The 25,837-nt window shown below is 67.0% G+C and carries 20 protein-coding genes; 7 read left to right on the forward strand and 13 right to left on the reverse strand.

All coding sequences use genetic code 11. From position 1 onward, the window contains the following. Positions 1–110: 110 nt before the first annotated feature. The 3 genes from AC1PLA_RS16240 to AC1PLA_RS16250 all read right to left on the reverse strand — a co-directional run bounded on the left by AC1PLA_RS16240 (position 111) and on the right by AC1PLA_RS16250 (position 4,273). Positions 111–1,640 carry a PepSY-associated TM helix domain-containing protein gene (locus tag AC1PLA_RS16240; RefSeq protein ID WP_481104933.1) on the reverse strand — a complete coding sequence of 510 codons (1,530 nt, stop codon included), beginning with the start codon at positions 1,638–1,640 and terminating at the stop codon, positions 111–113. Beyond that, complete coding sequence (locus AC1PLA_RS16245; RefSeq protein ID WP_481106216.1) at positions 1,640–3,643, reverse strand: TonB-dependent receptor; 2,004 nt, start codon at positions 3,641–3,643, stop codon at positions 1,640–1,642. The genes AC1PLA_RS16240 and AC1PLA_RS16245 overlap by 1 nt, the downstream gene beginning before the upstream one ends. A gap of 195 nt (positions 3,644–3,838) precedes the next feature. After that, positions 3,839–4,273, reverse strand: coding sequence for a DUF2946 family protein (locus tag AC1PLA_RS16250; protein ID WP_481104934.1), 435 nt, complete (start codon positions 4,271–4,273; stop codon positions 3,839–3,841). Positions 4,274–4,577: 304 nt separating this feature from the next. Here AC1PLA_RS16250 and AC1PLA_RS16255 point away from each other — a divergent pair, with 304 nt between their 5' ends. Further along, positions 4,578–5,774 (forward strand): GAF domain-containing sensor histidine kinase, encoded by a 1,197-nt coding sequence (locus AC1PLA_RS16255; protein WP_481104935.1) that lies wholly within the window; start codon positions 4,578–4,580, stop codon positions 5,772–5,774. A 537-nt stretch (positions 5,775–6,311) separates the two neighbouring features. Here AC1PLA_RS16255 and AC1PLA_RS16260 read toward each other — a convergent pair. Together AC1PLA_RS16260 and AC1PLA_RS16265 are read right to left on the reverse strand one after the other, a co-directional pair. Beyond that, complete coding sequence (locus AC1PLA_RS16260) at positions 6,312–6,593, reverse strand: hypothetical protein (protein ID WP_104570952.1); 282 nt, start codon at positions 6,591–6,593, stop codon at positions 6,312–6,314. A 967-nt stretch (positions 6,594–7,560) separates the two neighbouring features. After that, complete coding sequence (locus AC1PLA_RS16265) at positions 7,561–8,544, reverse strand: LysR family transcriptional regulator (RefSeq protein WP_024938173.1); 984 nt, start codon at positions 8,542–8,544, stop codon at positions 7,561–7,563. Positions 8,545–8,707: 163 nt separating this feature from the next. Here AC1PLA_RS16265 and cobA point away from each other — a divergent pair, with 163 nt between their 5' ends. The 4 genes from cobA (at position 8,708) to AC1PLA_RS16285 (ending at position 12,464) form a co-directional block, all read left to right on the forward strand. Beyond that, positions 8,708–9,913, forward strand: a complete 1,206-nt coding sequence (gene cobA, locus AC1PLA_RS16270) for a uroporphyrinogen-III C-methyltransferase (protein ID WP_481104936.1) — start codon at positions 8,708–8,710, stop codon at positions 9,911–9,913. A gap of 16 nt (positions 9,914–9,929) precedes the next feature. Continuing rightward, complete coding sequence (gene cysK / locus AC1PLA_RS16275) at positions 9,930–10,889, forward strand: cysteine synthase A (protein ID WP_016902280.1); 960 nt, start codon at positions 9,930–9,932, stop codon at positions 10,887–10,889. Positions 10,890–11,219: 330 nt separating this feature from the next. Continuing rightward, the gene (locus AC1PLA_RS16280) at positions 11,220–11,726 is read left to right on the forward strand and encodes a methyltransferase family protein (RefSeq protein ID WP_481104937.1); all 507 of its coding nucleotides are present in this window, start codon (positions 11,220–11,222) and stop codon (positions 11,724–11,726) included. A 198-nt stretch (positions 11,727–11,924) separates the two neighbouring features. Continuing rightward, positions 11,925–12,464 carry an O-acetyl-ADP-ribose deacetylase gene (locus AC1PLA_RS16285; protein ID WP_024938170.1) on the forward strand — a complete coding sequence of 180 codons (540 nt, stop codon included), beginning with the start codon at positions 11,925–11,927 and terminating at the stop codon, positions 12,462–12,464. Positions 12,465–12,624: 160 nt separating this feature from the next. Here the strand turns inward: AC1PLA_RS16285 and AC1PLA_RS16290 are convergent, their stop codons facing one another. From AC1PLA_RS16290 to gap, 8 genes are all read right to left on the reverse strand, one after another. Continuing rightward, the gene (locus AC1PLA_RS16290) at positions 12,625–13,629 is read right to left on the reverse strand and encodes a class I fructose-bisphosphate aldolase (protein WP_016902277.1); all 1,005 of its coding nucleotides are present in this window, start codon (positions 13,627–13,629) and stop codon (positions 12,625–12,627) included. A 290-nt stretch (positions 13,630–13,919) separates the two neighbouring features. Further along, positions 13,920–15,386, reverse strand: a complete 1,467-nt coding sequence (pyk, locus tag AC1PLA_RS16295) for a pyruvate kinase (RefSeq protein ID WP_016902276.1) — start codon at positions 15,384–15,386, stop codon at positions 13,920–13,922. A 343-nt stretch (positions 15,387–15,729) separates the two neighbouring features. After that, entirely contained in the window at positions 15,730–16,377 is a 648-nt protein-coding gene (locus tag AC1PLA_RS16300) for an HAD family hydrolase (RefSeq protein WP_039519289.1), read from the reverse strand. Next, positions 16,374–17,549 carry a phosphoglycerate kinase gene (locus AC1PLA_RS16305; RefSeq protein WP_047129224.1) on the reverse strand — a complete coding sequence of 392 codons (1,176 nt, stop codon included), beginning with the start codon at positions 17,547–17,549 and terminating at the stop codon, positions 16,374–16,376. The genes AC1PLA_RS16300 and AC1PLA_RS16305 overlap by 4 nt, the downstream gene beginning before the upstream one ends. Positions 17,550–17,872: 323 nt before the next feature. After that, positions 17,873–19,231 carry a DUF3999 domain-containing protein gene (locus AC1PLA_RS16310; protein ID WP_481104938.1) on the reverse strand — a complete coding sequence of 453 codons (1,359 nt, stop codon included), beginning with the start codon at positions 19,229–19,231 and terminating at the stop codon, positions 17,873–17,875. Beyond that, the gene (locus tag AC1PLA_RS16315) at positions 19,228–22,008 is read right to left on the reverse strand and encodes a DUF2339 domain-containing protein (RefSeq protein ID WP_481104939.1); all 2,781 of its coding nucleotides are present in this window, start codon (positions 22,006–22,008) and stop codon (positions 19,228–19,230) included. The genes AC1PLA_RS16310 and AC1PLA_RS16315 overlap by 4 nt, the downstream gene beginning before the upstream one ends. A gap of 184 nt (positions 22,009–22,192) precedes the next feature. Further along, positions 22,193–22,663, reverse strand: a complete 471-nt coding sequence (locus AC1PLA_RS16320) for a hypothetical protein (RefSeq protein WP_039512378.1) — start codon at positions 22,661–22,663, stop codon at positions 22,193–22,195. 217 nt (positions 22,664–22,880) lie between these two features. Further along, positions 22,881–23,882 carry a type I glyceraldehyde-3-phosphate dehydrogenase gene (gene gap / locus AC1PLA_RS16325; protein WP_024938165.1) on the reverse strand — a complete coding sequence of 334 codons (1,002 nt, stop codon included), beginning with the start codon at positions 23,880–23,882 and terminating at the stop codon, positions 22,881–22,883. A gap of 477 nt (positions 23,883–24,359) precedes the next feature. On the opposite strand from gap, the gene AC1PLA_RS16330 reads away from it, so the two are divergent. Continuing rightward, positions 24,360–24,872 (forward strand): SgcJ/EcaC family oxidoreductase, encoded by a 513-nt coding sequence (locus AC1PLA_RS16330; RefSeq protein WP_039512379.1) that lies wholly within the window; start codon positions 24,360–24,362, stop codon positions 24,870–24,872. 287 nt (positions 24,873–25,159) lie between these two features. Beyond that, on the forward strand, positions 25,160–25,783 hold the full coding sequence (locus AC1PLA_RS16335; protein ID WP_481104940.1) for an OmpW/AlkL family protein: 624 nt from the start codon (positions 25,160–25,162) through the stop codon (positions 25,781–25,783). Positions 25,784–25,837: the final 54 nt, after the last annotated feature.

Genomic DNA, 25,837 nt, shown 5'->3' on the forward strand with positions numbered 1-25,837 from the left:
CGTTACGAAGCTTGCCTGCACCACTACGCGTCGAGTTTGCCGGTGGGCACACCGCCGGGCGCGTCCCTGCCTCGGCGCGTCCGCAGCGCATCGAGGTGGCGCGCACGTGCTCATGGCGCGGGAACACGTGCCTGACTGCGCTGCATCCAGTAGCGGTCGAACAGCCACATCAGCAACAACGACACCCCGACCAGCGGGAAGATCAGCCCGCAGATCACCAGCAGCACCAGCAGACCGCGCAGCGTGCGCGGATCGGCCGGCAACGGCGGCACGCCCAGGCGGCCGACCGGGCGACGCTTCCACCACATCACCGCCGCGCTGACGCACAGCAGCACGATCGCCGCGCACGCCAGCAACAGGATCACCTGATTGGCGGTGCCGTATTGCTGGCCCAGATGCACGTTGATGCCCCACTCCAGCGCGCGCCCCACTGGCCCGTAATCGCGATAGCGCATGTCCAGCAGCACCGCACCGCTGTACTGATCCAGATGGATCACGCGCTGGCGCTGCAGGTCGGCCGGATAAACCGAGGCGGTATATACCCCGGTGGCGCCACGCGGTGGCGAGACGCTATAGCCCGGCATGATCCCGAGCGAATCGAACCGCGCCATCGCCGCATCCAGCCCGATGGCACCGTGACCGGGCGCAGCGACATTGCCGGTGCCGCCGTGGGCGGCATGTTCCAACTGCACCGCATGTTCTGACGGGCTTGGCTGTTCCGCGTGTTCCGCGTGTTCCGCATCCGCCAGCGTCACATCCACCCGCCCGTCATGCAGACCCTCATCCACCCCCGCGGCTCCACGGCCGGGCACCACAGACTCCGGCACCTGCGCCTGCCGCAACGACCACGCCGGGTCGGTCGTCTCGGACAAACGCTGTTGCGACATCGGCTGCTGCACCCGCACACCGGCCGGATATCCGAAATCCTGCCCATTGACCCAACGATTGACCTGCGCGCCCCACAGCCACGACCACGGCATCCCAGTCAGCGCCAGGAACAGCAACACCGCCCCGACGCCGGCACCGGTGACCGCATGCAGATCGCGCCAGAACAGCCGCTGCCCCGGCGTGCCGCGCACGCTGACCACCCCGCCGCGGCGCCCGCGCGGCCACCACAGATACACACCGGTCAACACCAGCACGATCGCCCAGCCCGCCGCCATTTCGATCAGGCCGCGCGCAAGCGGCCCGATCAACTCAAGACTGTGCAACCGGCGGATCGTCCAGGCCAGGGTGCCGTGCTCGGGCAGCGCGCCGAGCACGTGTGCGCGATACGGGTCGACATACACCACCTGCCGCACAGCGTGCGTGTCGACCAGCCCGATCTCGGCACTGGCATCGGCACGTGCGGGCGTGGTGTAACGAAACAAGCTGCCGCCATACCTGCGCTGCGCCGCATCGACCAGGCGTTGCGCAGACACCCGCAGCTCGCCCACCGGCACCACCTTCAAGCCATGGTGCACGCTGCGGTCGATCGCATCCTGGTACAGGAACGCCGCACCGGTCAGCGCCAGCCAGACGATGAAGGGCAGCACCAGCAACCCGGCATAGAAGTGCCAACGCCACACCGCGCGATAAAAGCGCCAGCGGCCATCCCGGCGCGGATCGGTGACGCGGCCATCGCCCATGATTGCGCGCATCAGAAGCTCCAGTCCCAGGACAGCGACAACGCACGTCCATCGCCCGGCGAATAACCGGAACTACCGGTGTCGTACCACGCATACACGTACGCGCGATCGGTGACATTGCGCAGCTGCAGGCTGAGCGCATTGCGTGCGTCCAGGTTCCAGCGCGCGCCCAGATTGAGCAGGGCGTAACCACCGGTGCGCCCCAGCGTATTGCTGCGCTCCAGATAATAATCGCCTTGCGCATTGCCCCAGGCGCTCAGCTGCACCGCCGCAGTGAGCTGCCATTCCAGCCCGGCGGTAGCCAGCCAGTGCGGCACGTTTTCGATCTCCTTGCCGCGCGTGGCCGGCGCACTCGGGTCCGGCGTGGCAATGCTGGCCTTTTGCCGCGAATACGACATCCAGGCCCGCCAGTGTTCGGCCGGCTGCAGGTTCAGTTGCGCATCCCAGCCGCGCCGCAATGTGCGCCCGACATTGGCCACATCGCCGACACCGGCCACGCCATTGACGCCCAGGATGGTGGCGACTTCGCCCGAGGCGCGTTGCTCCCAATATGCCAGGCGGCCGTCCATCAGCGCCGATGGCACGAACTTGAACCCGGCCTCCCAGCCGTCATTGATCGACGGGCCGAGATTTGCCGGCTGGCGCCGATACGCGCCATCGCCGCTGCCGATCTGGAAGCTGCGTCCCCAGTTCGCGTACACGCTGCTTTGCCCGGCCAGCCGATAGCTGGCACTGAACTTGGGCTGCTTGAGGGTGCCGTAGTCGTACGTCGGTGCGTAAATGCCGGCACGCACATCGTGCAGTTGCCCATCGACACGGTCGATGCGATAGCCCGGCACCAACTGCAGCCGCTCGACCGGGGTCAGCACCGCCTGTACGTAGGCCCCGCGCGTGCGCAGGTCGTAATCCCAATCGCGCAATTGCGCGCCGCGCGCCCGTGCCACGGTGCGGTAGCGCTGCGACTGATTGTCCTGCCACTGCGCATCCACGCCGGCTTCCAGATTGGCCGCCAGCGCGCCCCAATCCGGCTGCCAGTTGCCGCGCAACAGCAGGCCGCGATGTGTTTCATCGGTATCGCGTTCCTGCTGCAGGCCGGCTGCAGAAAAGCGCACCCAGCGCCGATTGCGGTAATCGTTCTGGTAGGCCTTGGCGCTCCACTGCGCAGCGGCGCCCAGCGTGCCGTCCGCGTGCAACGCGGTCTGCCGCAGCTGGCGTTCGCTGCGATCGTCCTGCGCATACGCCGGAGAACTACGTGGCGCCGCGCGTGCGCTGGCCGCATCCAGATAGCCGGCTTCCAGTGCGTGATTGTCGTAGTAACGCGTGGTGAGCCCGGCGCGGAAGCCGCCATCGGGGTCGGTATAGAACCACTTGCCGGCCACGCTGCGTTTGCGCGCGTCGGCATGCTCGCGATAGCCATCGGAATCGCGCCAGGCCAGCACATAGTTCTGGCTCCATGCGCCATGTTCGAAGCCCTTGCCCAACTGCACCTCGCGCGCACCGAAACTGCCAGCCGTCACGCTCAGGCGGCCATCGTTGCCGCCGGTACGGGTCAGCACATCCACGCTGCCGGCGATCGCATGCAGACCGTAGCGTGCATCGTTGGTGCCGCGCACGATCTCGATCGCGCTGATGTCCTGCGCAAACACCGCGTCCAGATACGGCATGCCACCGGCATTGTCGTTGCTGGGGATGCCGTCGATCAGCAGCTTCACCGCATTGATGCGCCCCTCGCCATTGAAACCACGGAACGAGAACCGCCCCGCATCGGTGCCCATGCGGAACTGGGTGACCTGCACGCCCGGCGCACGCATCAACAGCTCCCAGCTGTAGTCCACGTGCTGATCGTGCAGCAGCTCGCCACCGATCACATCCACCGAACTCAGCACACGTGCCGTGCTCGGGCTGCGCTGGGGTTGCGCGCTCACCTGCACCTTGCCCAGTGTCAATGCCGCATCCTGCGCCTGCACAGTGCAGGCAGGCCCCCACACCAGCGCCAACGATGGCGCGTACCACAGCGTTTTCAATAATCGCAACCGCATGACCAACCCTTCGCCGTGCCGGCACGGCAACACCGCCGTGCGCCGCGGCAACACAGCGGGCACAGGCATCACTTCAGGAGAGCGGGTCGTCCATGCAACTGCGTGCGGGCGCGCCGGAAGATCGGGCACGCAATCGCTACATCGCAACGGACGCCCGCGATGGGGCCAGACTCACGCGTGTAGCGGCGGCCCACGTGCCCCGAGTGCGGCCCAGCGCACCGTCGATGTTGCGCGCGCCTGCCTGTGCACCGGCGCCGGCGCCGGCCGCGCTTGCAGCAGGCACAGCACCAGCAACGCCAGCCACGGCAGCAGGCGCGCGGCCAGCACGCAGTAATCGCAGGCTTCACCATGCGCGCCGGCGTGGTCGCCGGTGTGCGGCTTGGCGGGCGTTGCAGCGGCGGCATGATGGTGCGCGGCCGCCTGCGCCGGCAGGGCCTGATGGTCCGCATGCAGCGACCCACCGGCGTCCAGCGCCGGCCCGCTCATGCACATCGGCTCGGGCGACTTCGCCTGGCTCCAACGGCTGACCAGCGGCGCCACCAGCATCAGCAGCACCGCCAGACAGGCAAGCAGATGCAGGCAAGGGCGGCGGCGGAGCGCAGGCATTGCGCGAGTGTAAGCCGCCGCATGCCGCAGGGGCGATGGTGGCGACCGGTGCGCGACCGCATGTCGCACCCGTCAGCAGCGGTCGACCCGCCGGACGGAAGGCCCAGTGACGCGCGTTCTGGTCGGGCGACATCTGCCGGCCTGATCGCGAAAATCGCCGCCGCACAGGTACAACCCTGAAGTGTCGCTGCACCGCCGTTGTCGAGGTCGGTAGTCACAGTTCCAGCAGTGGACGTGACAGCGCGCACATGGCAGGCCCTGGCATGCCCTATGCTTATACGTCACCCCATCCATCTGCGCGCGCATGAGCACCGTCCTGTCCGACCCAGCGGCCGAGCCCCTTCCCTGCGCTGCCAAGCCGCCGAGCGAGGCGTTGCGCCTTCAGGCGCTGCGCAGTTACGGCATTCTCGACACGCCGCGCGAGGCCGCCTTCGAAGACATCACCAGGCTGGCCTCGATCATCTGCCAGACCCCGATCGCGCTGATCAGCCTGGTGGATGCCGAGCGGCAGTGGTTCAAGAGCGAACTCGGCATGGGCGAGCGCGAGACGCCGCTGTTCAAGTCGATGTGCGCGCATGCGCTGCTCGACAGTGACGTGCTGGTGGTGCCGGACACCCGCGAGGATGTGCGCTTCGCGCGCAATCCGTTGGTGACCGGCGAGGCGCCGTTGCATTTCTATGCCGGTGCCGTGCTCAAGACCAGCGAAGGTCTGCCGCTGGGCACGGTTTGCGTGCTCGACCGCCAACCGCGCCAGCTCAGTGCCGAACAGATCGATGCGCTGCGCGCACTCGCGCGCCAGACCATGGCACAGCTGGAACTGCGCCGCGCGCTGCAGGTGGCCGAAGAATCCGACCGCTACCGCAGTCGTCTGATGGCCATCGCCGGGCACGACCTGAAGACCCCGCTGCGCACCGCCGCCTACGCCATCGACAAGATGCGCCGGCATGCCAATGTCGATTCGGTGCCGACCCTGGTCACCGCGCGCGATGCGATCAATCTGGTGGCACGCAACCTCGACGAGCTGGCCACCCTGGCGGCCGCCAGCGAGACCGCCACGCCGGATCTGCAACCGCTGGCGCTGGAAGATGTGCTGCATTCGGTGCTGGGTGTGTGGCGGCAACCGGCGATCGACAAGTGCCTGGCCTTGCGCCACGTGCCCACCTCGCTACGCGTGCGCAGCCACCCCACGCTGCTGACCACCTTGCTCGGCAATCTGATCGGCAACGCGGTCAAGTACACCGAACGCGGGCGCGTGCTGGTCGGCGTCCGGCGTCGCCCCGGCCACGCGGTGGTGGAAATCATCGACAGCGGCATCGGCCTGAACCTGGACCACCCCGAACAGGTGTTCCAGGCCTTCCGCCAGGCCGACCCGCGCAGCGACGGGCTGGGCATCGGCCTGTGGATCGTGCACCGCACCGCCGAGACCCTGGGCTGCGAAGTGGATGTACGCCCACGCCCGGGCGGCGGCACCTGCTTTTCGGTACGCATTCCGCTGGCCTGACCAGCGCGCTCGGTGGCGCCGGGCCAGACCGAGCCAGCGCAGCAGGTGGGCGCTACTTGCCGGTATTGCGCAGACCGGCAACGCCATGCAGCCGATGCCACGCAAAAAAAAGGCGGACCCGGGCTCCCGACCCGGATCCGCCGCCAAGCACGCCAGGTCTCTCCCCAGGGACCCGGGTGCGCCAGTCGCTCCATTGCGCAGCCTCGCGCAACGGTGATGCGACAGCGCTAGCAACCGCTTGACGACACCGACAAACAAACCGGCGATGCGATGTGCCGCATCGCCGGTCCTGCGCCGTCCACCCCTAGACGTCCGAGAGTGTCGCGTGATGGTTGCTATAAGGATTTACGACAGCGCAGCGCGCAACTTGATGCGACCAGACCACCCCGCCGCCACGGCCCTGACAGCTGTAGGGAGAATCACCGACAGCGCGCATTTCGGCGAGCGCGCACCGCTTCACAAGTGATTGATAGAAGAAGGGTTTTCAAGAAAGCGGACGCTGCAGCGCAGCATTCCGATGTGCGTTCGCAGGCTGCCTCAGAGCCCGGAATCGTCCGCGTCCTGGCGTGCAAACCAGTCCGCCGAATGCACCTCTTCCGCCGCAACCTCCAACAGCTGGCGCAGCACCGCCAGCGGAATCTGCACCTGGGTGCCGTTAGCCTGCAGTTCCACCCACAATGATTCGTCCCGGGAATCGGCCAGCACCGTCAGTACCGCATGCTCGCGGCCCTCGACGCTTGCCGACAGCTGCAAGGCCATGCCGCCGTCCTGGTCGGGCGACCAAAGCCGGCTGAGGGGCGGACGCAGTGGCTCGGTCATCGGTTGCAGTGCCTCACAGTGGCGAACAGGGATTCGCGCGCAGCAGTACTCCCGGCGCACAGGTCGCAGTGTACGAACAGTCGCCATCGATTCCGCACACTGCCCGCCGGCATGACGCAGCTGCACAATTACTAGGTGACGTAGTTGCGGCGTGACCTATGCAGGCACGCGCGCAAGCGCCCGCAGCCGAAACCGGCAGAGATCGTCTGCGGGTCGATCGATGCGGGGTGCCGCATCCGCTCTTCACCGCAACTGATTCGCAGGCCACGCCTTCGCTTTTCCTGCAGACACCGGCACCACTCGGTGGTGCTTGCGCGCGTGCCGGCGTGGGACCTTATGCGGCATGGATGCCGCATAAGAGCCTACACGGACGTACTTGCGGCGTGTCCCACGCCGGTACGCGTGCACGCGCGCCCTCAGTGACCGAAGCATTCCCCCAGACACAGCAGACGTCACGATCAAGTTTGGTCGACGCGGCCCCATATCGGCAGGCAACACCTTCGCTTTTCCAGCAGACGCCGACACCAACCGATGGTGCTTGCGCGCGTCCCGGCGTGGGACCTTATGCGGCATGGATGCCGCATAAGAGCCTACATGGACGTACTTGCGGCGTGTCCCATGCCGGTATGCGTGCAAGCGCCCTCAGTGACCGAAGCATTTCCCCAGACACAGCAGACGTCACGATCAAGTTTGGTCGACGCGGCCGCAGATCGGCAGGCAATGCCTTCGCTTTTTCTGCAGACACCCCGACACCAACCGATGGTGCTTGCGCGCGTACCGGCCTGGGACCTTATGCGGCATGGATGCCGCATAAGAGCCTACGTGGACGTACTTGCGGCGTGTCCCACGCCGGCACGCGCGCAAGCGCCCTTCAGTGACCGAAGCATTCCCCCGGACACAGCAGACGTCGACAGCAGACGTCGCGAGCAAGCGCGCTCGATGCGCGCTGCAGTCTTCGACAGCCAGCTCAGCTGGTAATGGTCTGGGTCAGCGATTCCCAGGTCGGCGGCAGCGGCCAGGCCGGGGCCTGGTTGCCGTCCAGCACGCGGCGCAGGTCGCGCTTGTCGATCTGCGGCGCCAGCACGTGCACCAGGTCCAGAGCGTAGTCGCGCAGCACGCGGTCGCGCGGCAGCACTGCCCAGGCGATGCACTCGGCGATCGGCGCCGGTGCCGGCCAGGCGCGCAGGTCCTCGTCGCTGGCGCTGACCGCCATCTCCGCCACCAGCCCGACGCCCAGCCCGGCACGCACATAGGTCTTGATCAGGTCTGCATCCAGCGCGGTCAGCGCGATGCTGGGCTCCAGCCCGACCTGGGCGAATGCGCGCTGCAGCGACGAGCCCGGCCGCGTGGAGGATTCGTAGCTGATCAACGGGTGCTGCGACAAGGCCTGCATGTCCGGCGCGGTGCGTGCCTGATCCAGCGCATGGCCGCGCGGCACGATCACCAGCCGCCGCCAGCGATACAGCGGCACTGCGATGCCGGCGCTCGGTTCGCCGCCGGCGGTGCTGACCACTGCGATATCCGCATCGCCCTGGCTGAGCAGATCCAATGCCGCACTCTCGGCGGCCTGCTGCAGGTGCACGCTGACCTGCGGATAGGCGTGCTTGATCTGCGCCACCGCCGGCGGCAGCACGAAACGCGCCTGGGTGTGGGTGGTGGTCAGGGTCAGCTGGCCCTGGCTCTCGCGGCGCTGGTTGGCCGCGTAGGTGCGGATGTTGTTGGCTTCCGACAGCACCGAGCGCGCGCGCTCGATCACTTCCACGCCGGCCGGCGTCACTGCATCCAGGCTGCGCCCCTTGCGCACGAACAGCAGAAAGCCCAGTTCGTCCTCCAGCTGCTTGAGCTGCTTGGACAGACCGGGCTGGGTCGCATGCACACGCGCGGCGGCGAGCGTGATGTTGAGCTCGGCATCGGCGATGGCGACCAGATAGCGAAGTTGGGTCAGCGTCATGGGCTTATATCCAAAAAAGCGCGAGGCGCCACGAAGGACTCGACTGTAGAGGAGTTCTGCGGGCCAGCTTATAACCGAACGCTATTTTCAGGGTGTATGAAGTCATTTCCGACCGCTATATGCCGGCGTTACGGTCTGGCCCTCCCCTCTCGATGCGCTGGCCGTGCCCTCTGTGTTCCCGCTTCTTGCCGACCTGCGTGGCCGTGCCGTCCTGGTGATCGGCGGCGGCGCCGAGGCCGAGCACGCCACCGCTGCGCTGCTGCAGGCCGGCGCCGTCCCCTTGGTCGGCGCGCCGGAACTCAGCCCGCAACTGCGCGACTGGGCGCAGGCCGGGCGGCTGCGTTGGCTGGTGGGACGGTTCGAGCCGGCATGGCTGGAGCTGCCCGATCAACCGGTCTGGCTCACCATCGCCGCCAGCACCTCGCCGGACCTCAACGATGCCCTGCGCGCCGCGGCCAGCGCGCGCCGCCTGCTTACCCACGACGCCACGCCCGCCGCGTCGGCAGCGCCGCCCGCACGGTCCCCGGTGCCGCGCCCTGCGGTCGGCCGGCTCTCCCCCGGCAGCGTGACCCTGGTCGGTGCCGGCCCCGGCGACCCCGGCCTGCTCACCCGGCATGCCTTGCGCGCGCTACGGCAGGCCGATGTACTGCTCTACGATCGCCTGGTCAGCCCGCAGATCCTGCAACTGGCCCGACGCGACGCGCTGCGCGTGGAAGTCGGCAAGGCCGCCAAGGGCCACAGCACGCGCCAGGAGCAGATCCACGCCCTGATGCGCGAGCACGCGCGCGCCGGGCGCCGCGTGGTGCGGCTCAAGGGCGGCGACCCGTTCGTGTTCGGCCGCGGCGGCGAAGAGCTGGAATTCCTGCGCGCGCACGGCATCGGCTTCCAGGTCATTCCCGGCATCACCGCCGCGATCGCCTGCGCCGCCTATGCCGGCATTCCGCTCACACACCGCGACCATGCGCAGTCGCTGCGGCTGATCACCGCGCACTGCAAGGATTCGCTGGACACGCTGGACTGGCAGGCGCTCGGCCAGGAACGCCAGACCCTGGCGTTCTACATGGGCGTGGCCGGCCTGGACGGCATCCAGCAACGCCTGCTGCAGGCCGGCCGCGCACCCACCACCCCGTTCGCGCTGGTGGAAAACGGCTCGCGCCCGCAGCAACGCGTGATCACTGGCACCCTCGCCAGCCTGGCCGCCACCGCGCAGCAGCACGCCGTGCGCGCCCCGGCGTTGCTGATCCTGGGCGAGGTCGCCGGGCTGGCCGCCAGCCTGCACTGGTTCGGCGCGGCGCCGCTGACCGCGCAGCCGCCCCCGCACTCACCCATCGCAACGCCCGACGCGCCCACACTCGCCCACGCAGCCTGATTCCGACGGAGACCCCATGGCCCTGTACGACAACATCCTCGACACCATCGGCCGCACCCCGGTGGTCAAACTCAACCGGCTCGCGCCCGAGCACGTGACCCTGTACGTCAAGGTCGAGTCGTTCAATCCGGGCGGCTCGGTCAAGGACCGCCTGGCGCTGGCGATCATCCTCGATGCCGAACAGCGCGGCCTGCTCAAGCCCGGCGATACCATTGTCGAAGCCACCTCCGGCAATACCGGCGTGGCGCTGGCGATGGTGGCCGCCGCGCGCGGCTACAAGTTCGTCGCCACCATGGTGGAAACCTTCTCGATCGAGCGCCGCAAGCTGATGCGCGCCTATGGCGCCAAGGTGATCCTGACCCCGGCCGCCGAGCGCGGCAGCGGCATGGTGCGCAAGGCCAGGGAGCTGGCCGAGCAGCATGGCTGGTTCCTGGCCAGCCAGTTCGCCAACCCGGCCAATCCGGCCTACCACCGCAACACCACCGCGGCCGAAATCCTGCGCGACTTCGCCGGCCACCGGCTGGACCATTTCGTCACCGGCTGGGGCACCGGCGGCACGCTCACCGGTGTGGGTGAAGTGCTGCGCGTGGCCCGCCCGGAAGTGCGCATCACCGCCACCGAACCGGCCGGCGCTGCGCTATTGCAGGGCCAGGACTGGAAGCCGCACAAGATCCAGGGCTGGACCCCGGACTTCGTGCCGGAAGTGCTCAACCGCGAGGTTGCCCACGAAGTGCTGAGCGTGGAAGACACCGACGCGATCAGCGTGGCGCGCCGCCTGGCCGCCGAAGAAGGCATCTTCACCGGCATCTCCGGCGGTGCCACCGTCGCCACCGCCTTGCGCGTGGCCGAAAGCGCGGTGCCCGGCGCGGTGGTGCTGGCGATGCTGCCGGATACCGGCGAGCGCTATTTCTCCACGCCGCTGTTTGCCGACATCAACGAAGGCTCCGATGACGACTGGCTGGCCGGTCTGCCCTGACGATCGCACAGCGTTGGTTTGCACGCACAGGCCGCGCCCACAGCGCGGCCTGTGTGTTTTGGTCGATCCAGTCATCGCGCCGGCCTTCCCCGCACCTCCCAGCATGCACACGCTTGGGGCCGCGGAGACGTCCGATGGCACTGCGCCCCAGAACACTGGCGTCGCACCTTGCCGGCGCCACCTGAATCCTTCGACCCTTGGCCATGCATCGATGACCACAAACCGATGTCGTGGATCCCCGTGTGCAGCACAACCTGCACTTCGGCCTACGCGTACTCCCGTCCATGTCAAGGAAACGTTAGGATGGCGGCCGATGCAGGGAGAACTGTCGTGAGCAACCAGCCGTATGGACACAGCGACACCCGCGTTTCGCGGGCGCCATGGCTGGTCAAGATCACCTCGCCTGCGCACTTCGCGCTGGCCCTGGGCGTGGGCGCGTGGCTGCAGAGCGCACTGCGGCTGCCCTTGCCCGCGCCCACGCCATTGGCCTGGATCGAGCTGGCCGGCGGCGTGATCGCCTGTCTCGGCCTGGCGCTGGCAGTGAGCTGCTTCATCCTGTTCGCGCGTCGGCGCACCACCATCATGCCCAGCGGCCATCCCTCACGGCTGGTGCTCGATGGCCCGTATCGCTTCACCCGCAACCCGATGTATCTGGCGCTGGTGCTCAGCTATGTGGGCCTGTGCCTGCAGCTTGGCCTGCTGTGGGCGGTCGCCTTACTGCCGCTGCCCTGGCTGGCCCTGCAGCTGTATGTGATTCCGTTCGAAGAGGCGCGCCTGCGCAACGAATTCGGCCGCCAATACAGCGCCTATTGCGCACGCGTGCGGCGCTGGTTGTAAGCCCCCGGTCGTGGCGACATCGCTGCTCGGCGATTGAGCGGATTGATCGCATCTGCGGGTTGGCACGCTTCCCGCAGCACGACCACCACAGCCATTCCCGGCAATCGCAGCAAGTGAGATGAATGGGCGATAGCGTGCCCATTCCGCAACGCGCGCCCCATCACGCGTTCCTCATGCAAATCCCATAATTATCGCGCTATGAAGATCGAAGTCTGGCAAGGCGACATCACCGAACTCGACGTTGACGTTATCGTCAACGCCGCCAACGAATCATTGCTGGGCGGTGGCGGCGTGGATGGTGCCATCCATCGCGCTGCCGGCCCGCGCCTGCTGCAGGCGTGCGAGGCATTGCCGCAGGTGCGTCCGGGCGTACGCTGCCCCACCGGCGAAATCCGCATCACCGACGGGTTCGATCTCAAGGCGCGCCACGTCTTCCATACCGTCGGCCCGGTGTGGCGCGACGGCAAGCACAACGAGCCGGAACAACTGGCCAACTGCTACTGGCAGTCGTTGAAGCTGGCCGAGCAGATGATGCTGCATTCGATCGCGTTCCCGGCCATCAGCTGCGGTATCTACGGCTACCCGCTGTACCAGGCCGCGCGCATCGCCGTGACCGAAACCCGCGACTGGCAGCGCTCGCACAAGGTGCCCAAGCACATCGTGCTGGTGGCCTACAACGAGGCCACGTTCAAGGCCTACCAGCAGGCGCTGGCTGCGCAGGAAACCGCTGCCGCCTGACGCCTGTGCAAGGCAGAGGTTGGAGATGACGAGCGCCGCAAGGCGCTCGTTGCGTTTGGGGCTCATGCGAGCGTGGCGACCCACACAAACAAAAAACGCCGGCATCGCTGCCGGCGTTTTCGCTAGGTGTGCTCCGGCCACGAAGCGGCCGGCACATCGATCAGCCCTTCCACTTGCCCAGCGCGGCCAGGCCGTTTTCCTTGGCGCGCTCATAGATGACCTGCTGCGCCTTGGCGAAGTTGCCGGTCATGTCCTTGGCCCACAACTTCAGTGCGGCCTGCTGCATTGCGCGGCCGTAGGAGAAGCTCAGCGGCCACGGCAGGTTGCCGAGCTGGTGCATCTCGTTGAGGTGCGCGGTGGACTGCTCGTCGGTCTGGCCGCCGGACAGGAACACGATGCCCGGCAGGATCGCCGGCACGGTCGACTTCAGGCACATCACGGTGGACTCGGCCACTTCCTCGACGCTGGCCTGCTCTTCGCAACCCTTGCCGGAGATGACCATCGAGGCCTTCAGGATGGTGCCTTCGAGCACGACATTCTGCTCATACAGTGCGCCAAACAGCGAACGCAGCGTGGCTTCGGTGACCTCGTAGCAGGTCTCGATGTCGTGGTTGCCGTCCATGATGACTTCCGGCTCGACCATCGGCACCAGGCCCTGCTCCTGGCACAGCGCGGCATAACGCGCCAGCGCATGCGAGTTGGCCTCGATGCAGGTGCCGGACGGGATGTCTTCGCCGATGTTGATGACCGCACGCCACTTGGCGAAGCGTGCGCCCAGCGTGTAGTACTCCTCCAGACGCGCGCGCAGCCCGTCCAGGCCTTCGGTGACCAGCTCGCCCGGCATGCCGGCCAGCGGCTGCGCACCCTTGTCGACCTTGATGCCCGGGATGATGCCGTGGGCGGTCATGTACTCGGCGAACGGCACGCCGTCCTTGGTCTTCTGACGGATGGTCTCGTCGAACAGGATCGCGCCGGAGATGTAGTCGCTCAGCTTGGGCGTGGTCAGCAACAGTTCGCGGTAGGCGCGACGGTTTTCTTCGATGTTCTCGATGCCGACGCTGGCAAAACGCTTGGCGATCGTGCTGGTCGATTCGTCGATGGCGATGATGCCCTTGCCCGGGGCGACCATGGCCTGGGCGGTTTCGGCAAGCTGTTCGATGCTCATGTAGTTCCTGTGGCAGCTGCGGGGGAGAACGAAAGTATAGCGACGAAAGTTGCAGACATTCCTTCACGGAATGCCTGCAACCGATTACACGTGTCCGGCATGGCGGATGTGTGGCGCGGCTCGCAGCGTGATGCGCGTTGCGGGCTGCGTGCTCCGCAGGCGCACTCGCACCGCAGACCCTGTCCCGCACAGCACAACGGCGACCCGCAGGCCGCCGCTGTGTCTGTACGCAACGATGTGGATGCAGCGCGCGTGTCGGCCGACGACGCATGCGCTGCGCAGGCCGTGCGTTACAGCTCGCCCAGGCCGCTGGCGCGGCCGTCTTCGCCCACTTCCAGCAGACGCAGCGTGTTGGTGGCGCCGTGGGTTTCCATATGCTCGCCGCTGGTGAACACCACGCGGTCGCCAGGCCCCATCCGCTCGTTCTCCACCAGCAGGCGGATCGCCGCACGTGCGGCTTCGCGCGGGGTAAGGCCGCGGCTGTCGAAGCTGATCGGGAACACGCCACGCATCATCGCCATGTGGCGGCGTGCGCCATCGTGGCGGGTGAAGGCGTAGATCGGCATGTTGGAACGGAAGCGCGACAGGTACCGCGGCGTGCCGCCGGACTCGGTCAACGCGACCACGCCGGCCAGACCGATGTGCTCGGACAGGAACATGGTCGCCATCGCGATCGCCTGGTCGGCGCGCTGCAGATTGCGTTGCGCCGCTTCGAAGTCGGTGTCGAACTCGAACTGGCGCTCGGCGCCCAGACAGATGCGCGCCATCGCTTCCACCGCACGCACCGGGTAGGCACCGGCCGCGGTTTCGGCCGAGAGCATCACCGCGTCGGTACCGTCGATGACCGCATTGGCCACGTCCAGCACTTCGGCGCGGGTCGGGATCGGGCTTTCCACCATCGACTGCAGCATCTGCGTGGCGGTGATCACCACTTTGTTCTGCGCCAGCGACTCGCGGATGATCTTCTTCTGCAGGCCCGGCAATTCGGCATCGCCGATTTCCACGCCCAGATCGCCACGCGCCACCATCACCACATCGGAGGCTTCGACGATCTCGACCAGGTTCTCGATCGCTTCGGTGCGCTCGATCTTGGACACCAGCGCGGCATCGCAGCCGTGCTGACGGGCGATGCGGCGCGCGTCATTCATGTCTTCGGCGTTGCGGCAGAACGACACCGCGATGAAGTCCACGCCGATCTTGGCGACGATGCCGATCAGCTCCTTGTCGCGCTCGGTCAGCGCGCCCAGCGACAGGCCGCCGCCCTGCTTGTTCAGGCCCTTGCGATCGGACAGCACGCCGTCGTTGAGCACGGTGGTGACGATGCGCTGACCCTGCACTTCGGTCACCTGCAGCTGCACCAGGCCATCGTCCAGCAGCAGCACGTCGCCGGCGACCACGTCCTGCGGCAGGCCGAGATAGCTGACGCCGACCTGGTGCTGGTCGCCCGCAGGCGCATTGGGGTCGGCCACCAGGTCGAAACGCTCGCCCGTGGTCAGCTTGATCTTGCCTTCGGCAAAGCGCTCGACGCGGATCTTCGGGCCCGGCAGGTCGGCCAGGATGCCGACTTCGGCACCGACGCGCACGGCCGCGGCGCGCACTTCGGCCGCGCGCTTGGCCTGGCCGGACGGGTCGCCATGGCTGAAGTTGAGGCGCACCACGTTGACGCCCGCCTTGAACAAGGCTTCCAGCACACCGGGCGGATCCGTCGCCGGTCCGAGCGTGGCGAGGATCTTGGTGCGGCGTTGACGTTCTTTCATGATGGCCTCCCTGTAAAAGCCGCGAAACTTAACACACGCGTCACCTACCGAGGATGGCATTGCGGCATAGCCACCCTCGTATTCCGGCATGTCCTAAAGACAGTGCGGGACAGTACGTACGCTTTCCGCAGCGCGCTGGCGCGTCGCGGGATGTTGCTGTGGGCTGCCACCCTAACGCGGCAGCGGTGAAGGTCCTACGGGTTGCAGCGGCGGTCGGATGACGGCGAGCGGTCGTCGCAGCGCGGATGCTGCAAGACCCTCACCGCATCCGCGTGCTGCCACCCAACGACGAGCGCCGGCTGCGCTTGCCTGGCGATGCGCGCAGCTGCTCTGTTTGTCACTCCTACGACTGGATCAAGGCGCGCAACCCGGCAGGCGTGTGTGCGATCGCACCGGCACCGGCGGCACGCAGCTCGGCTTCGTCGCCGAAGCCCCACAGCACGCCGATGCTGTGGATGCCGTGGTGATTGGCGCCATCAATGTCCATCCGACGGTCGCCGATCATCACGCAACCGGTCTTGGCGATGTCCAGCCGCCGCAGCGCTTCGGCAATCAGGTCCGGCTTGAAGCGGCGTTCGCCGTCCTCGCTGGCCCCGATCACGTTCTCGAAGCACGCACCGAACGGCAGATGCTCGACGATGCGGCGCGCGTAGCGCTCGTTCTTGGAGGTCACCACCGCCAGACGATGGCCGGCGCGGTGCAGGTCGACGACGACCTCACCGATACCGTCGAACACGCTCAGTTCGGTCCAGCCGACCGCGTCGTAACGCCCGCGATACGCCGCCAGTGCGCGCTGCACCAGCTCCGGATCGTCGGGAAAGCAGTCGGTGAAGCTGTCGCGCAGCGGCGGGCCGATCCACGCGCGCAGGGTCTGCGGCGACGGACGCGGCTGGCCCACCTCGTCGAAGGCATGCACGATGCTGGCGACGATACCCGGCTCCGAATCGACCAGGGTGCCGTCCAGATCGAAGAACAGCGTGGCTGCACTCACTTGCCGCGTGCCTCGAGCGCCGCCACCGCCGGCAAGGTCTTGCCTTCCAGGAATTCCAGGAAGGCACCGCCGCCGGTGGAGATGTAGGTGACGTCCTTGGCGATGTCGTACTTGTCCACGGCCGCCAGGGTGTCGCCACCACCGGCGATCGAGAACGCCTTGGAGCTGGCAATCGCACGCGCCAGCGTCTCGGTGCCGTGACTGAAGGGCTCGAACTCGAATACGCCGACCGGCCCGTTCCACACCACGGTGCCGGCGCTGGCGATCAGCTCGGCGTAGCGCGCGGCGGTCTGCGGGCCAATGTCCAGGATCAGGTCGTCGGCCTCCACGGCGTCGAGCGCCTTCACCGTCGCTTCGGCATCGGGCAGGAACTGCTTGGCAACGACCACATCGGTGGGCAACGGAATCTCCGCACCGCGCAGCTTCGCATCGGCGACGATCTGGTTGGCGGTGGGAATCAGATCCGGCTCGCTCAGGGACTTGCCGACGCCATGCCCGGCCGCGGCGATGAAGGTGTTGGCGATGCCACCGCCGACGATCAGCTGGTCGACCTTGTTGACCAGGTTGGACAGCAGCTCCAGCTTGGTGGACACCTTGCTGCCGGCCACGATCGCCAGCAGCGGCTTGGCCGGGTTGTCCAGCGCCTTGGCCAGCGCGTCGAGTTCGGCCATCAACAGCGGGCCACCGGCAGCCACTGGCGCGAAGCGGATCACCCCATGCGTGGAGGCCTGCGCGCGATGCGCGGTGCCGAAGGCGTCCATGACGAACACATCGCACAGCGCCGCGTACTTGCGCGCCAGCGTCTCGTCGTCCTTGCCCTCGCCGACATTCATGCGGCAGTTCTCCAGCAGCACCACCTGGCCCGGCGCGACGTCCACGCCGTCGACCCAGTCGCGCACCAGCGGCACGTCCACGCCCAGCAGCGCAGTCAGGCGCGCGGCCACCGGCGCCAGGGAATCTTCTTCGGTCCAGCTGCCTTCCTTGGGCCGGCCCAGGTGCGAGGTGACCATCACCGCGGCGCCCTTTTCCAGCGCCAGCTTGATGGTGGGCACCGACGCGGTGATGCGCTGCTCGGAAGTGATCTGGCCGTTGTCGATCGGCACGTTGAGATCCTGGCGGATCAGCACGCGCTTGCCGGAGAGATCGAGGTCGGTCATGCGGACGATGGACATGGGGTCAGCTCGCTAGGTCTGGGGATTGGGGAATCGGGAATCGGGATTGGGGAATCGAAAAAGCAGCTGCTACACGTGGCGCCGATGCCTGGGCGCTGCGCGGATAGGTGGCTTGGGGCAGCCGTTGCATGCTGGCGTTGCGCCCGCGTGCAGGTCGCGGAGATTGCAGCTTGCCTGTCGCGCATGTCGCCGCCCATACGGCTGGCGATGCGGGGGATGCTCGGTCGAAGACGACGGGCAATGCGGCTGCCTTGGCGACGGGGGATGCCCATTGTCGGACCTTCGCGCCGCAGCGGCAAACCGCGTTGCAACGCGAAGGGTCGTCAGGGGCTGCGGTCGGTCGCCGAGTTGCGCAGCAGACTCACCGCGAAACCACCGACCAGCAAGGCGCCGCCGACCAGCAGCGCCCATAGCAACCAGCGCTTCCAGTCGCGCGGTGTGGCGGCCGGCTGCAGCGCGGCATCGCCGGCCAGCAGCTGTGCCTGCGCGGCGACGTTGGCCTGCGCCGGTTGCCATTGCGCTCCGCGTTCGCGGCGCAGTGCCTGCAGCATCGAGGCCAGCGGCGCATCGCCACGTTGCTGCCGCGCGCTGCCGGCGACCACCGCATACGGCGGCTGCCCCTGGGCGAGGAACATCATCCGCTCCGGCTGGTAGCCCACGCGCAGCGTCGGCATCGCAGTGCTGCGCCCTTGTGCGGCCAGCAACCGCCACTGGCGATCACGCACCGGGGCCGACAGCTGTTGCGGTGGCGACGCGGCGGTGGTGCCAGTACCCAGGCGATACGCCAACCACGGCCCGGCACGTTGCAGCCACGGCGCGTCATCGGTATCGCGGCTTGCCACGGTCCATTCGACCGCCTCGGCCTGACCGCCGCTGACATCGACCTGGGTGATCGGAAAGCGCCCAGGCAAGGCATACACCACTGCCTTGTCCTGCGCAGTGCCAGGCAATTCCAGCCACTGCGATTGCGGCGGCGCCGAGACGCCGTCCAGTTCCGCATCGACCACGCGCAAGGCCGGCAGCTCGCCGGACACCGGCACGATGCGCAGATAGCGCGCGCCAGCGTCCAACGCGATGCGGCGCTGCTGCAGACGCTGCGCCTGGTTGTCCAGCGCCATCACGGTGGCGTCTGCGGCGAGCAGGTGCCAGTCGCGCAGGTCGTCGCTGCCTTCCACGCGCAGCCGGGCCTGCACCGGCATGTTGCCGTCCCAGTCCAGCCACAGCGCGCGCGGACGATCGCGCAACGCGCTGGCATCGATCAGCCAGCTGCCACCGGCACTTACAGCGGCAGCGGTGCCGGTGGCGAAGCGGCCTTCCAGCCGACGCACCGCGCCACTGGCATCGCGTTCGGCGATCAGTTGCAGATCGCCGTTGGCAGGCGCTGCACCAGCCGGCAGCGCGAACAAGGGCAGGCGTTGCCGACGCGGCGCGGCAGCCGGCGCGGCATCCACCGGCAAGAGCGCGGCCGGCATCTCCTCGCCACGCGCATCAATCACTGTGACATCGCGCAGCGCCAGGTCATGGGCGCTGCGATAGATCGCCGCATTCAAGCGCAGCTGATACATGCCGGCATCCGAGCCGGTTACCTGCAGCGGCCACTGTTGACGATAGTCCTGGCGCACATCGGCTGCCTGCGCCAGCAGCGGCACCAGCAGCAGCCATCCCCATTGCCTCGATTTCATGTCTGATCCTTTTCGACGCCACCGTCTCCGACAGCGTGCTCTCGGGCCACCGGCTGGCGCGGCGGCGCCGGTGCCAGATAGCCCACCACGGTGCACAACAGGCCATAGGCCATGAACGAGCCGATGCCGAGCAGATTGCCCAGATGCTGGCGGTCGACCAGCACCAGCTTGGCCAGCACCAGACCCATCAACAACGCACCACCCAGCCACAGTCCACGCTGACCGCGCCGCGAGCCGATCACCCAGCCCAGCACGCCCAGCACGCTCCAGACGATGGTCAGGCTGGTCTGCGACAGGGTCGCGCCGATCAACCCGGCATCCCACGCCACGCCACCCCAGTGATGCACGCTGTGCAAGGTGCTGCCGGTGATCAAGGCCCAGCCCGACACGCCCAGCGCAGTCACCCGCCAGCGTTGCACGGCCAACGGCGCCTGCCCAGACCAGGCCCAACGCGCCAGCAAGGCCAGCACCGCCAGCTGCGCCAGCTCGGCCGGGTTGAGCACGGGCAGCCACGGCAATGGCGCCGCGCTCACCGGGTCCAGCAGCACGATCAACCAGCCGATGCCCAGCACTGCGAACACACAGCCCAGCAAGGCATTGCGTGCCCGATCGAAACCGGCACCCTGCGGCCACGCCAGCCATCGCCAGCGCAACAGACCCACTGCCGCCACGATCAGCCAGGGCGCGGCCAGCAAGGCGCAACGCCAGCCATTTGCCAGCATGTACGTATCGGCCAGCCAGGCCACGCCCAACGACACCACCAACGGCCACAGCAGCCACCAGATGAACTGTGCAGCCACCGCGCCGGCGCCGTGCTGCCTGCGCAGACACCACAGCGCGCGCGTGCCGGCCACGGCGAACGCCAGCCAGGCCAGCGCCCCCCAATGCGCGAAAGGTTGCGTATGCGCATGGCTTTGCCAAAGCGCCAGCGGCGCGGCCAGCGCCAGCCCGAACATCGCCGTCCACACCAGCGCCGTTGCCGGGCGACGCCGATGCACCTCGGCTGCCAGCCACACGCTGAGCGCGACAAAGCCCAGCAGCAGATCCGGCTCGCTGCGCAGATCGCCGGCAAAGCGGAAGATCTCGTGCACACCGCACAGCGCCCACCAGCCCAGCCCCCACAGATACGCCACCAGCGCGCGGCGCGGCTGCCCTGCATCGCGCAGGAACCAGGCACTGGCCCAGCCGGCCAATGCAAGCAGCAAGGTACTCATGCAGGTAGCGTTGGCAACGGCCACCGTGTCGTAGCGCCACGCATCCACACCGAAGGCGAGCCCGACCGCCGCCAGCAACTGCAACGCCACCCCGCTGAACTGCGGGATGCGACGCTGCTGCCGCAGTCCCAGCCACAACAAGCCCACACCTTCGAGCGCGAAGACGCTGGCAGTGGCGCGCGCCGACAATGCCAGCGGCACCGCCAGAGTCGCAAAACCGACCGCCAGCATCGCGTGCGCCTGACCCAGCAGCCGCGTGGAGGCACGTCGCAGCAACCAACTGGCCAGGCCCGCGTACAGCGCAGCTACCGCCAGCGCACACAGCGCCAACGGCAGGCGCTCGCCATCCAGCAGGCGCGCCTGCAATGCGAAGGCCACCAGCGGGGTGCCGAACAACAGGCTGCCGTCGATGAGCTTGCCCGCGCTGCCATCGCCACGCCGCGCGTGCAGTACCGGAATCGCCACATACATGGCGAAGAACAACAGCAGGAACGGCTCGGTCGTGGCGAATTTCGCCGGGGTGTATTGCAGCGCACCCCACAGCGTGCCGATGCCGAAGGTGAAGGCGAATCCAAGCAGGTTCAGCACCCGCCACGGACGCGTCCAGGCGATCGCCACGATGCCGGCATTGAGCACCGCGTAGTACGAAAACAGCGCGACATGATTGCCGCTGCCGGTGGACAGCCAGATCGGCGCAAGGAAGCCGGCCAGCACACCCAGCACCGCCAGCGTGCGCGAATCCTGCACCACCGCCAGCACGCACATGCCGGCAATCAGCACCACGCTGATGCCCATCGCCAGACCCGCGCCGAGCAGTCCGTACAACTTGAACGCGGCAAAGACCGTCAGCAGCAAGCCGCCAATGGCGCCGCCCTGCAACGCCAACGCAAAGCCCGGCCGCTGCAGCCGTTGCTTCCAGCCGAAGACCAGGCCGACGAGCGCCAGCACGCTGATACCTGCCAGCCGCAGCTCGATCGGCATCCGCATCCAGCCCTGGTCGCTGGCGTACTTCAACAGCGACGCCACGCCGGCCAGCAGCACCAGCATGCCGACCTTGACCGGCACATTGCCCTCGGTAAACCAGCGCTTCACTGCGCTGGCCACGCGCGCCAGCGGGCCCGGCCCGGAGGGCACGTCGTGCGCTTGCGGCTCGAACTCGGCAGGCGCAGCGATCAGGAGCGGCGCTTGCACTACGCTGCGCGCCGCCGACGATGCGGGAGCTTCTGCCGGCAATGATGGCGGCACTGGCAGTGGTGCGGCCGGCGACTGCGTCGGCGCGGCTTGCAGATCTGCTGCGCGCGGCAGATCAGGCTCGCCGGAGGCAGACATACCGACGTCGGACGCCTCTTGCGGCTCCCACGCCCCGGCAGGCGATGGCGTTGGCGCTGACCTGTGCACCGCCGCCGCGTCCGCACCTGCTGCGCCGCTGGCCTGCCATTGCGCAAGCCGCTGTTCCAGCGCATCCACGCGCCGCCGCAGCCCGGCGATCCACACCAGGGCGATCACCAGCCCTACCGGCACCGCAAGCAGCAACAGCACCACCGTCACAATCATCGTTTCCAACGCACAACCCCTGAGTCGGCATCCGGCCGAATGCGCGAACCATACAGGCTCAGGCCGCGTCTGGGCAGCCAATCACTGGCTGAAGCGCAGCGACGCGATGCCGTCGGTGCCACCTACCCACACTGGCTACAGGCACGGACATGCACTCCAAAAAAAACGCCCGGAAGAACCGGGCGTCTGACACTTATTCGCGGTAGCCGCTGTCGTTCTTGTTATGGATGATCCAGATCAGGTTGCCGCCGGTGTCCATCGACTTGCCAGCGAACACCAGGCGCCCCTGGCCCTTGTAGGCCATCTCGTAACGGTAACGGTCGCCGCCAAAGAAGAACGGGATGAACGCCTTGCCGGTCACGTAGGAACCCTGGTCATTCGGCTGACCAATCAGGTCGGTGACCTGCTTCATCGGCATACCGATCTTCAGCTGGGTGAACTTGCTGTCAGGCGCCGGCTTGCCGGTGATCTCGCCTTCGTAATCGTTGATGCCCTTGACCGTTTCGCCATAGCCAGCCTCGACATCGGCCGACTTGATCACCTCACCATCGGCATTCATCCAGGCCGGCGTACCGGTCTGCTTCTTCGCTGCCCAACTGGTCGACGGCGCCGACACTGCAAACACTACACCGAGCGCCAATACGCCCGCCAGAAATTTACTCATGAGTTTTGTTCTCTCGATCCATGGAGTTCCCCGATCCTTCGTACACGACACGGGAACGACCGCCGTGCCAGCAAATTAGCGCACGTGGGCCTCTCAAAGTCCACTTTCCGTACTGACGACGACGCTGCGACGGTACATGCACACATCACATTCCGGCAGGCACAAAACGAAAGGCCCCGGCATGCCGGGGCCTCTACGCATCGCCTGAGCGCGAGGTTTACTTCGCGACAACCCGCACCATTTCCAGGCACTTGTTGGAATAGCCCCACTCGTTGTCGTACCAGGACACCAGCTTGACGAAGGTCGAGTCCAGCGCGATGCCGGCGTCGGCGTCGAACACCGAGGTGCAGGTTTCGCCGCGGAAGTCGGTAGCCACGACCTTGTCTTCGGTGTAACCCAGCACGCCCTTCAAGGCGCCTTCGCTCTGCGCCTTCACTTCGGCACAGATCTCGGCGTAGGTGGCCGGCTTTTCCAGTTCGACGGTGAGGTCGACCACCGACACGTCCGAGGTCGGCACGCGGAAGCTCATGCCGGTCAGCTTCTTGTTGAGCTCGGGGATCACCACACCCACGGCCTTGGCGGCACCGGTGGAGGACGGGATGATGTTCTCCAGGATGCCGCGCCCACCGCGCCAATCCTTGTTCGACGGGCCGTCCACGGTCTTCTGCGTCGCAGTGGCCGCGTGCACGGTGGTCATCAGGCCGCGCTTGATGCCCCACTTGTCGTTGATCACCTTGGCCAACGGCGCCAGGCAGTTGGTGGTGCACGAGGCGTTGGAGACGATCGCTTCGCCCTTGTAGGTGTTGTCGTTGACGCCGAACACGAACATCGGCGTGTCGTCCTTGGACGGTGCCGACAGGATCACCTTCTTGGCGCCCGCGTCGAGGTGCTTCTGCGCGGTTTCCTTGGTCAGGAACAGGCCGGTGGACTCGATCACCACGTCGGCGCCGACTGCATCCCACTTGAGGTTGGCCGGATCGCGTTCCTGGGTCAGGCGGATCTTGTTGCCGTTGACGATCAGCGTGTTGCCGTCGACCGACACATCGGCCTTGAAGCGGCCATGCACCGAGTCGTACTGCAGCATGTAGGCGAGGTAATCGGGCTCGAGCAGGTCATTGATGGCCACGATCTCGATGTCATTGGCGAAGTTCTGCACCGCAGAGCGCAGCACGTTGCGGCCGATGCGACCGAATCCGTTGATGCCAACCTTGATTGCCATGTTCACTAGCTCCTGCGGCCGCGATGGCGCGGCGGATGGAAAGGGACCGCCATTCTAGCAGCGTCGCACTCGCGCAGCCGTGCTGCGGCATGTGGCGCCAGGACGTTGTGCCGTGGTGCCTGCGTGATGGGGAATCGGGAATCGGGAATCGGGAATCGGGAATCGGAAGGTGGGCATGCTGTCTGGGTGCCGTCAAACGACAAGGTGATGAGCTCGGCGGTGCAAGCACGATGCGGTATGGGCTGACGCCTGCCTGACTTGAGGGCCCGCGACGATCTGAGGTGCGGCACGGACGCAGCAATCTAAAATACGCCTGATTTTTCGATATATCCATTCCAATTCAATTACTTAAGCTTTATATCGATACGCTGAAAGGCGTATCGATGCATATGCCGAACAGCAGCATTTCGGCGCTCCGTGGATTTCGATACTGGCCCTGCCTGCTGAGGCACCCATCCATCACAACGGAGATTCCCCATGCGTCGCACCCTTTTCTCTCTGGTTCTGGCCCTGGCCGCCACCCCGGCGCTGGCTGGCGGCGTGATGCACTACACCGAAAAGGCCTCGCTGCCCGCCGATGGCGAAGCGCGCGAAGTCGCTGCGCTGTTCGACACCTGGAATGCGGCGCTGGCCACCGGCAACCCGCACAAGGTGGCCGACCTGTACGCGCCGGACGGCGTGTTGCTGCCGACCGTCTCCAACGAAGTGCGCGCCTCGCGTGCGCAGATCGAAAAGTACTTCGAGATGTTCCTGACCAAGAAGCCGCAGGGCGTCGTCAACTACCGCACCGTGCGCGTGCTCGATGACGACAGTGCAGTGGATGCCGGCGTCTATACCTTCACGCTGACCGACAAGGACGGCAAGAAGAGCAAGGTGCAGGCGCGCTACACCTTCGTGTACGAAAAGCGCGACGACAAATGGCTGATCATCAACCACCACAGCTCGGCGATGCCGGAAGTGGATGCGCCCAAGCTCGCCAAGGTCAAGTAAGTGCGCGAGCGCTGCAGCCATCCGCTCGCTGCCTGCTCCACCGCGCACGCAGGCGGCGGCGTTCCTCCCCCGCCGCCGCCTGCGCCAGGCGCATCGCGTTGCAGACCGGACGCGATGCGCCGGTGCGATCACCGGCATGGCGCAGATCGCTGCTGTCGGTGCCGGTCCCTGCTCGCATCCGCGCATGACCCGCAGCGTCCTTGCGCGGACGGATTGATCAGGATCAAGGCATCCAGCGGGCAAACCATCAAGACTTCTTCCATCCCCTGCACACAACGAGAGTTTCCATGCGCATGCGCTCTACCCTTCTGCTCGCCGGCCTGGCCGCCAGCTTCGCCAGCGTCCCCGCACTGGCTCAATCCAAAGGCGACTGGACCGTTGCCGTCGGTGCCCATCAGGTCGCTCCCAAGTCCGATAACGGCCGTCTGGTCGGCGGCACGCTGGAGGCGGACGTCGGCAAGGACATCAAGCCGACCTTCACCGCCGAATACTTCATTGCCGACAACCTGGGCATCGAAGTACTGGCTGCGCTGCCGTTCGAGCACGACATCGCGCTCCGTGGCCTGGGGCGTGTCGGCAGCACCAAGCATCTGCCGCCGGTGATCTCGCTGCAGTACCACTTCAACAGCCAGGGCAGGCTCTCGCCGTTCGTTGGCGCGGGCATCAACTACACCCGCTTCTTCAGCACCGACACGCGCGGCGCGCTGGCCGGCAGCGAGCTGGAACTGGACGATTCCTGGGGCCTGGCCCTGCACGCGGGCGTGGACTACAAGCTCAGCGAGCGCGGCGCGCTGCGGGTGAACCTGCGCTGGATCGACATCGACACCGAAGCGCGCCTCGACGGCAACCGCATCGGCACCGTCAACATCGACCCGCTGGTCTACGGCGTGGCCTACGTGCACCGGTTCTGAGCCCGGCAGCGTGCGCGATGCATCTCTGGCACACTTGGCGTCCAGGGACGTGAA

The organism is Xanthomonas sp. NCPPB 1826 (assembly GCF_056725285.1).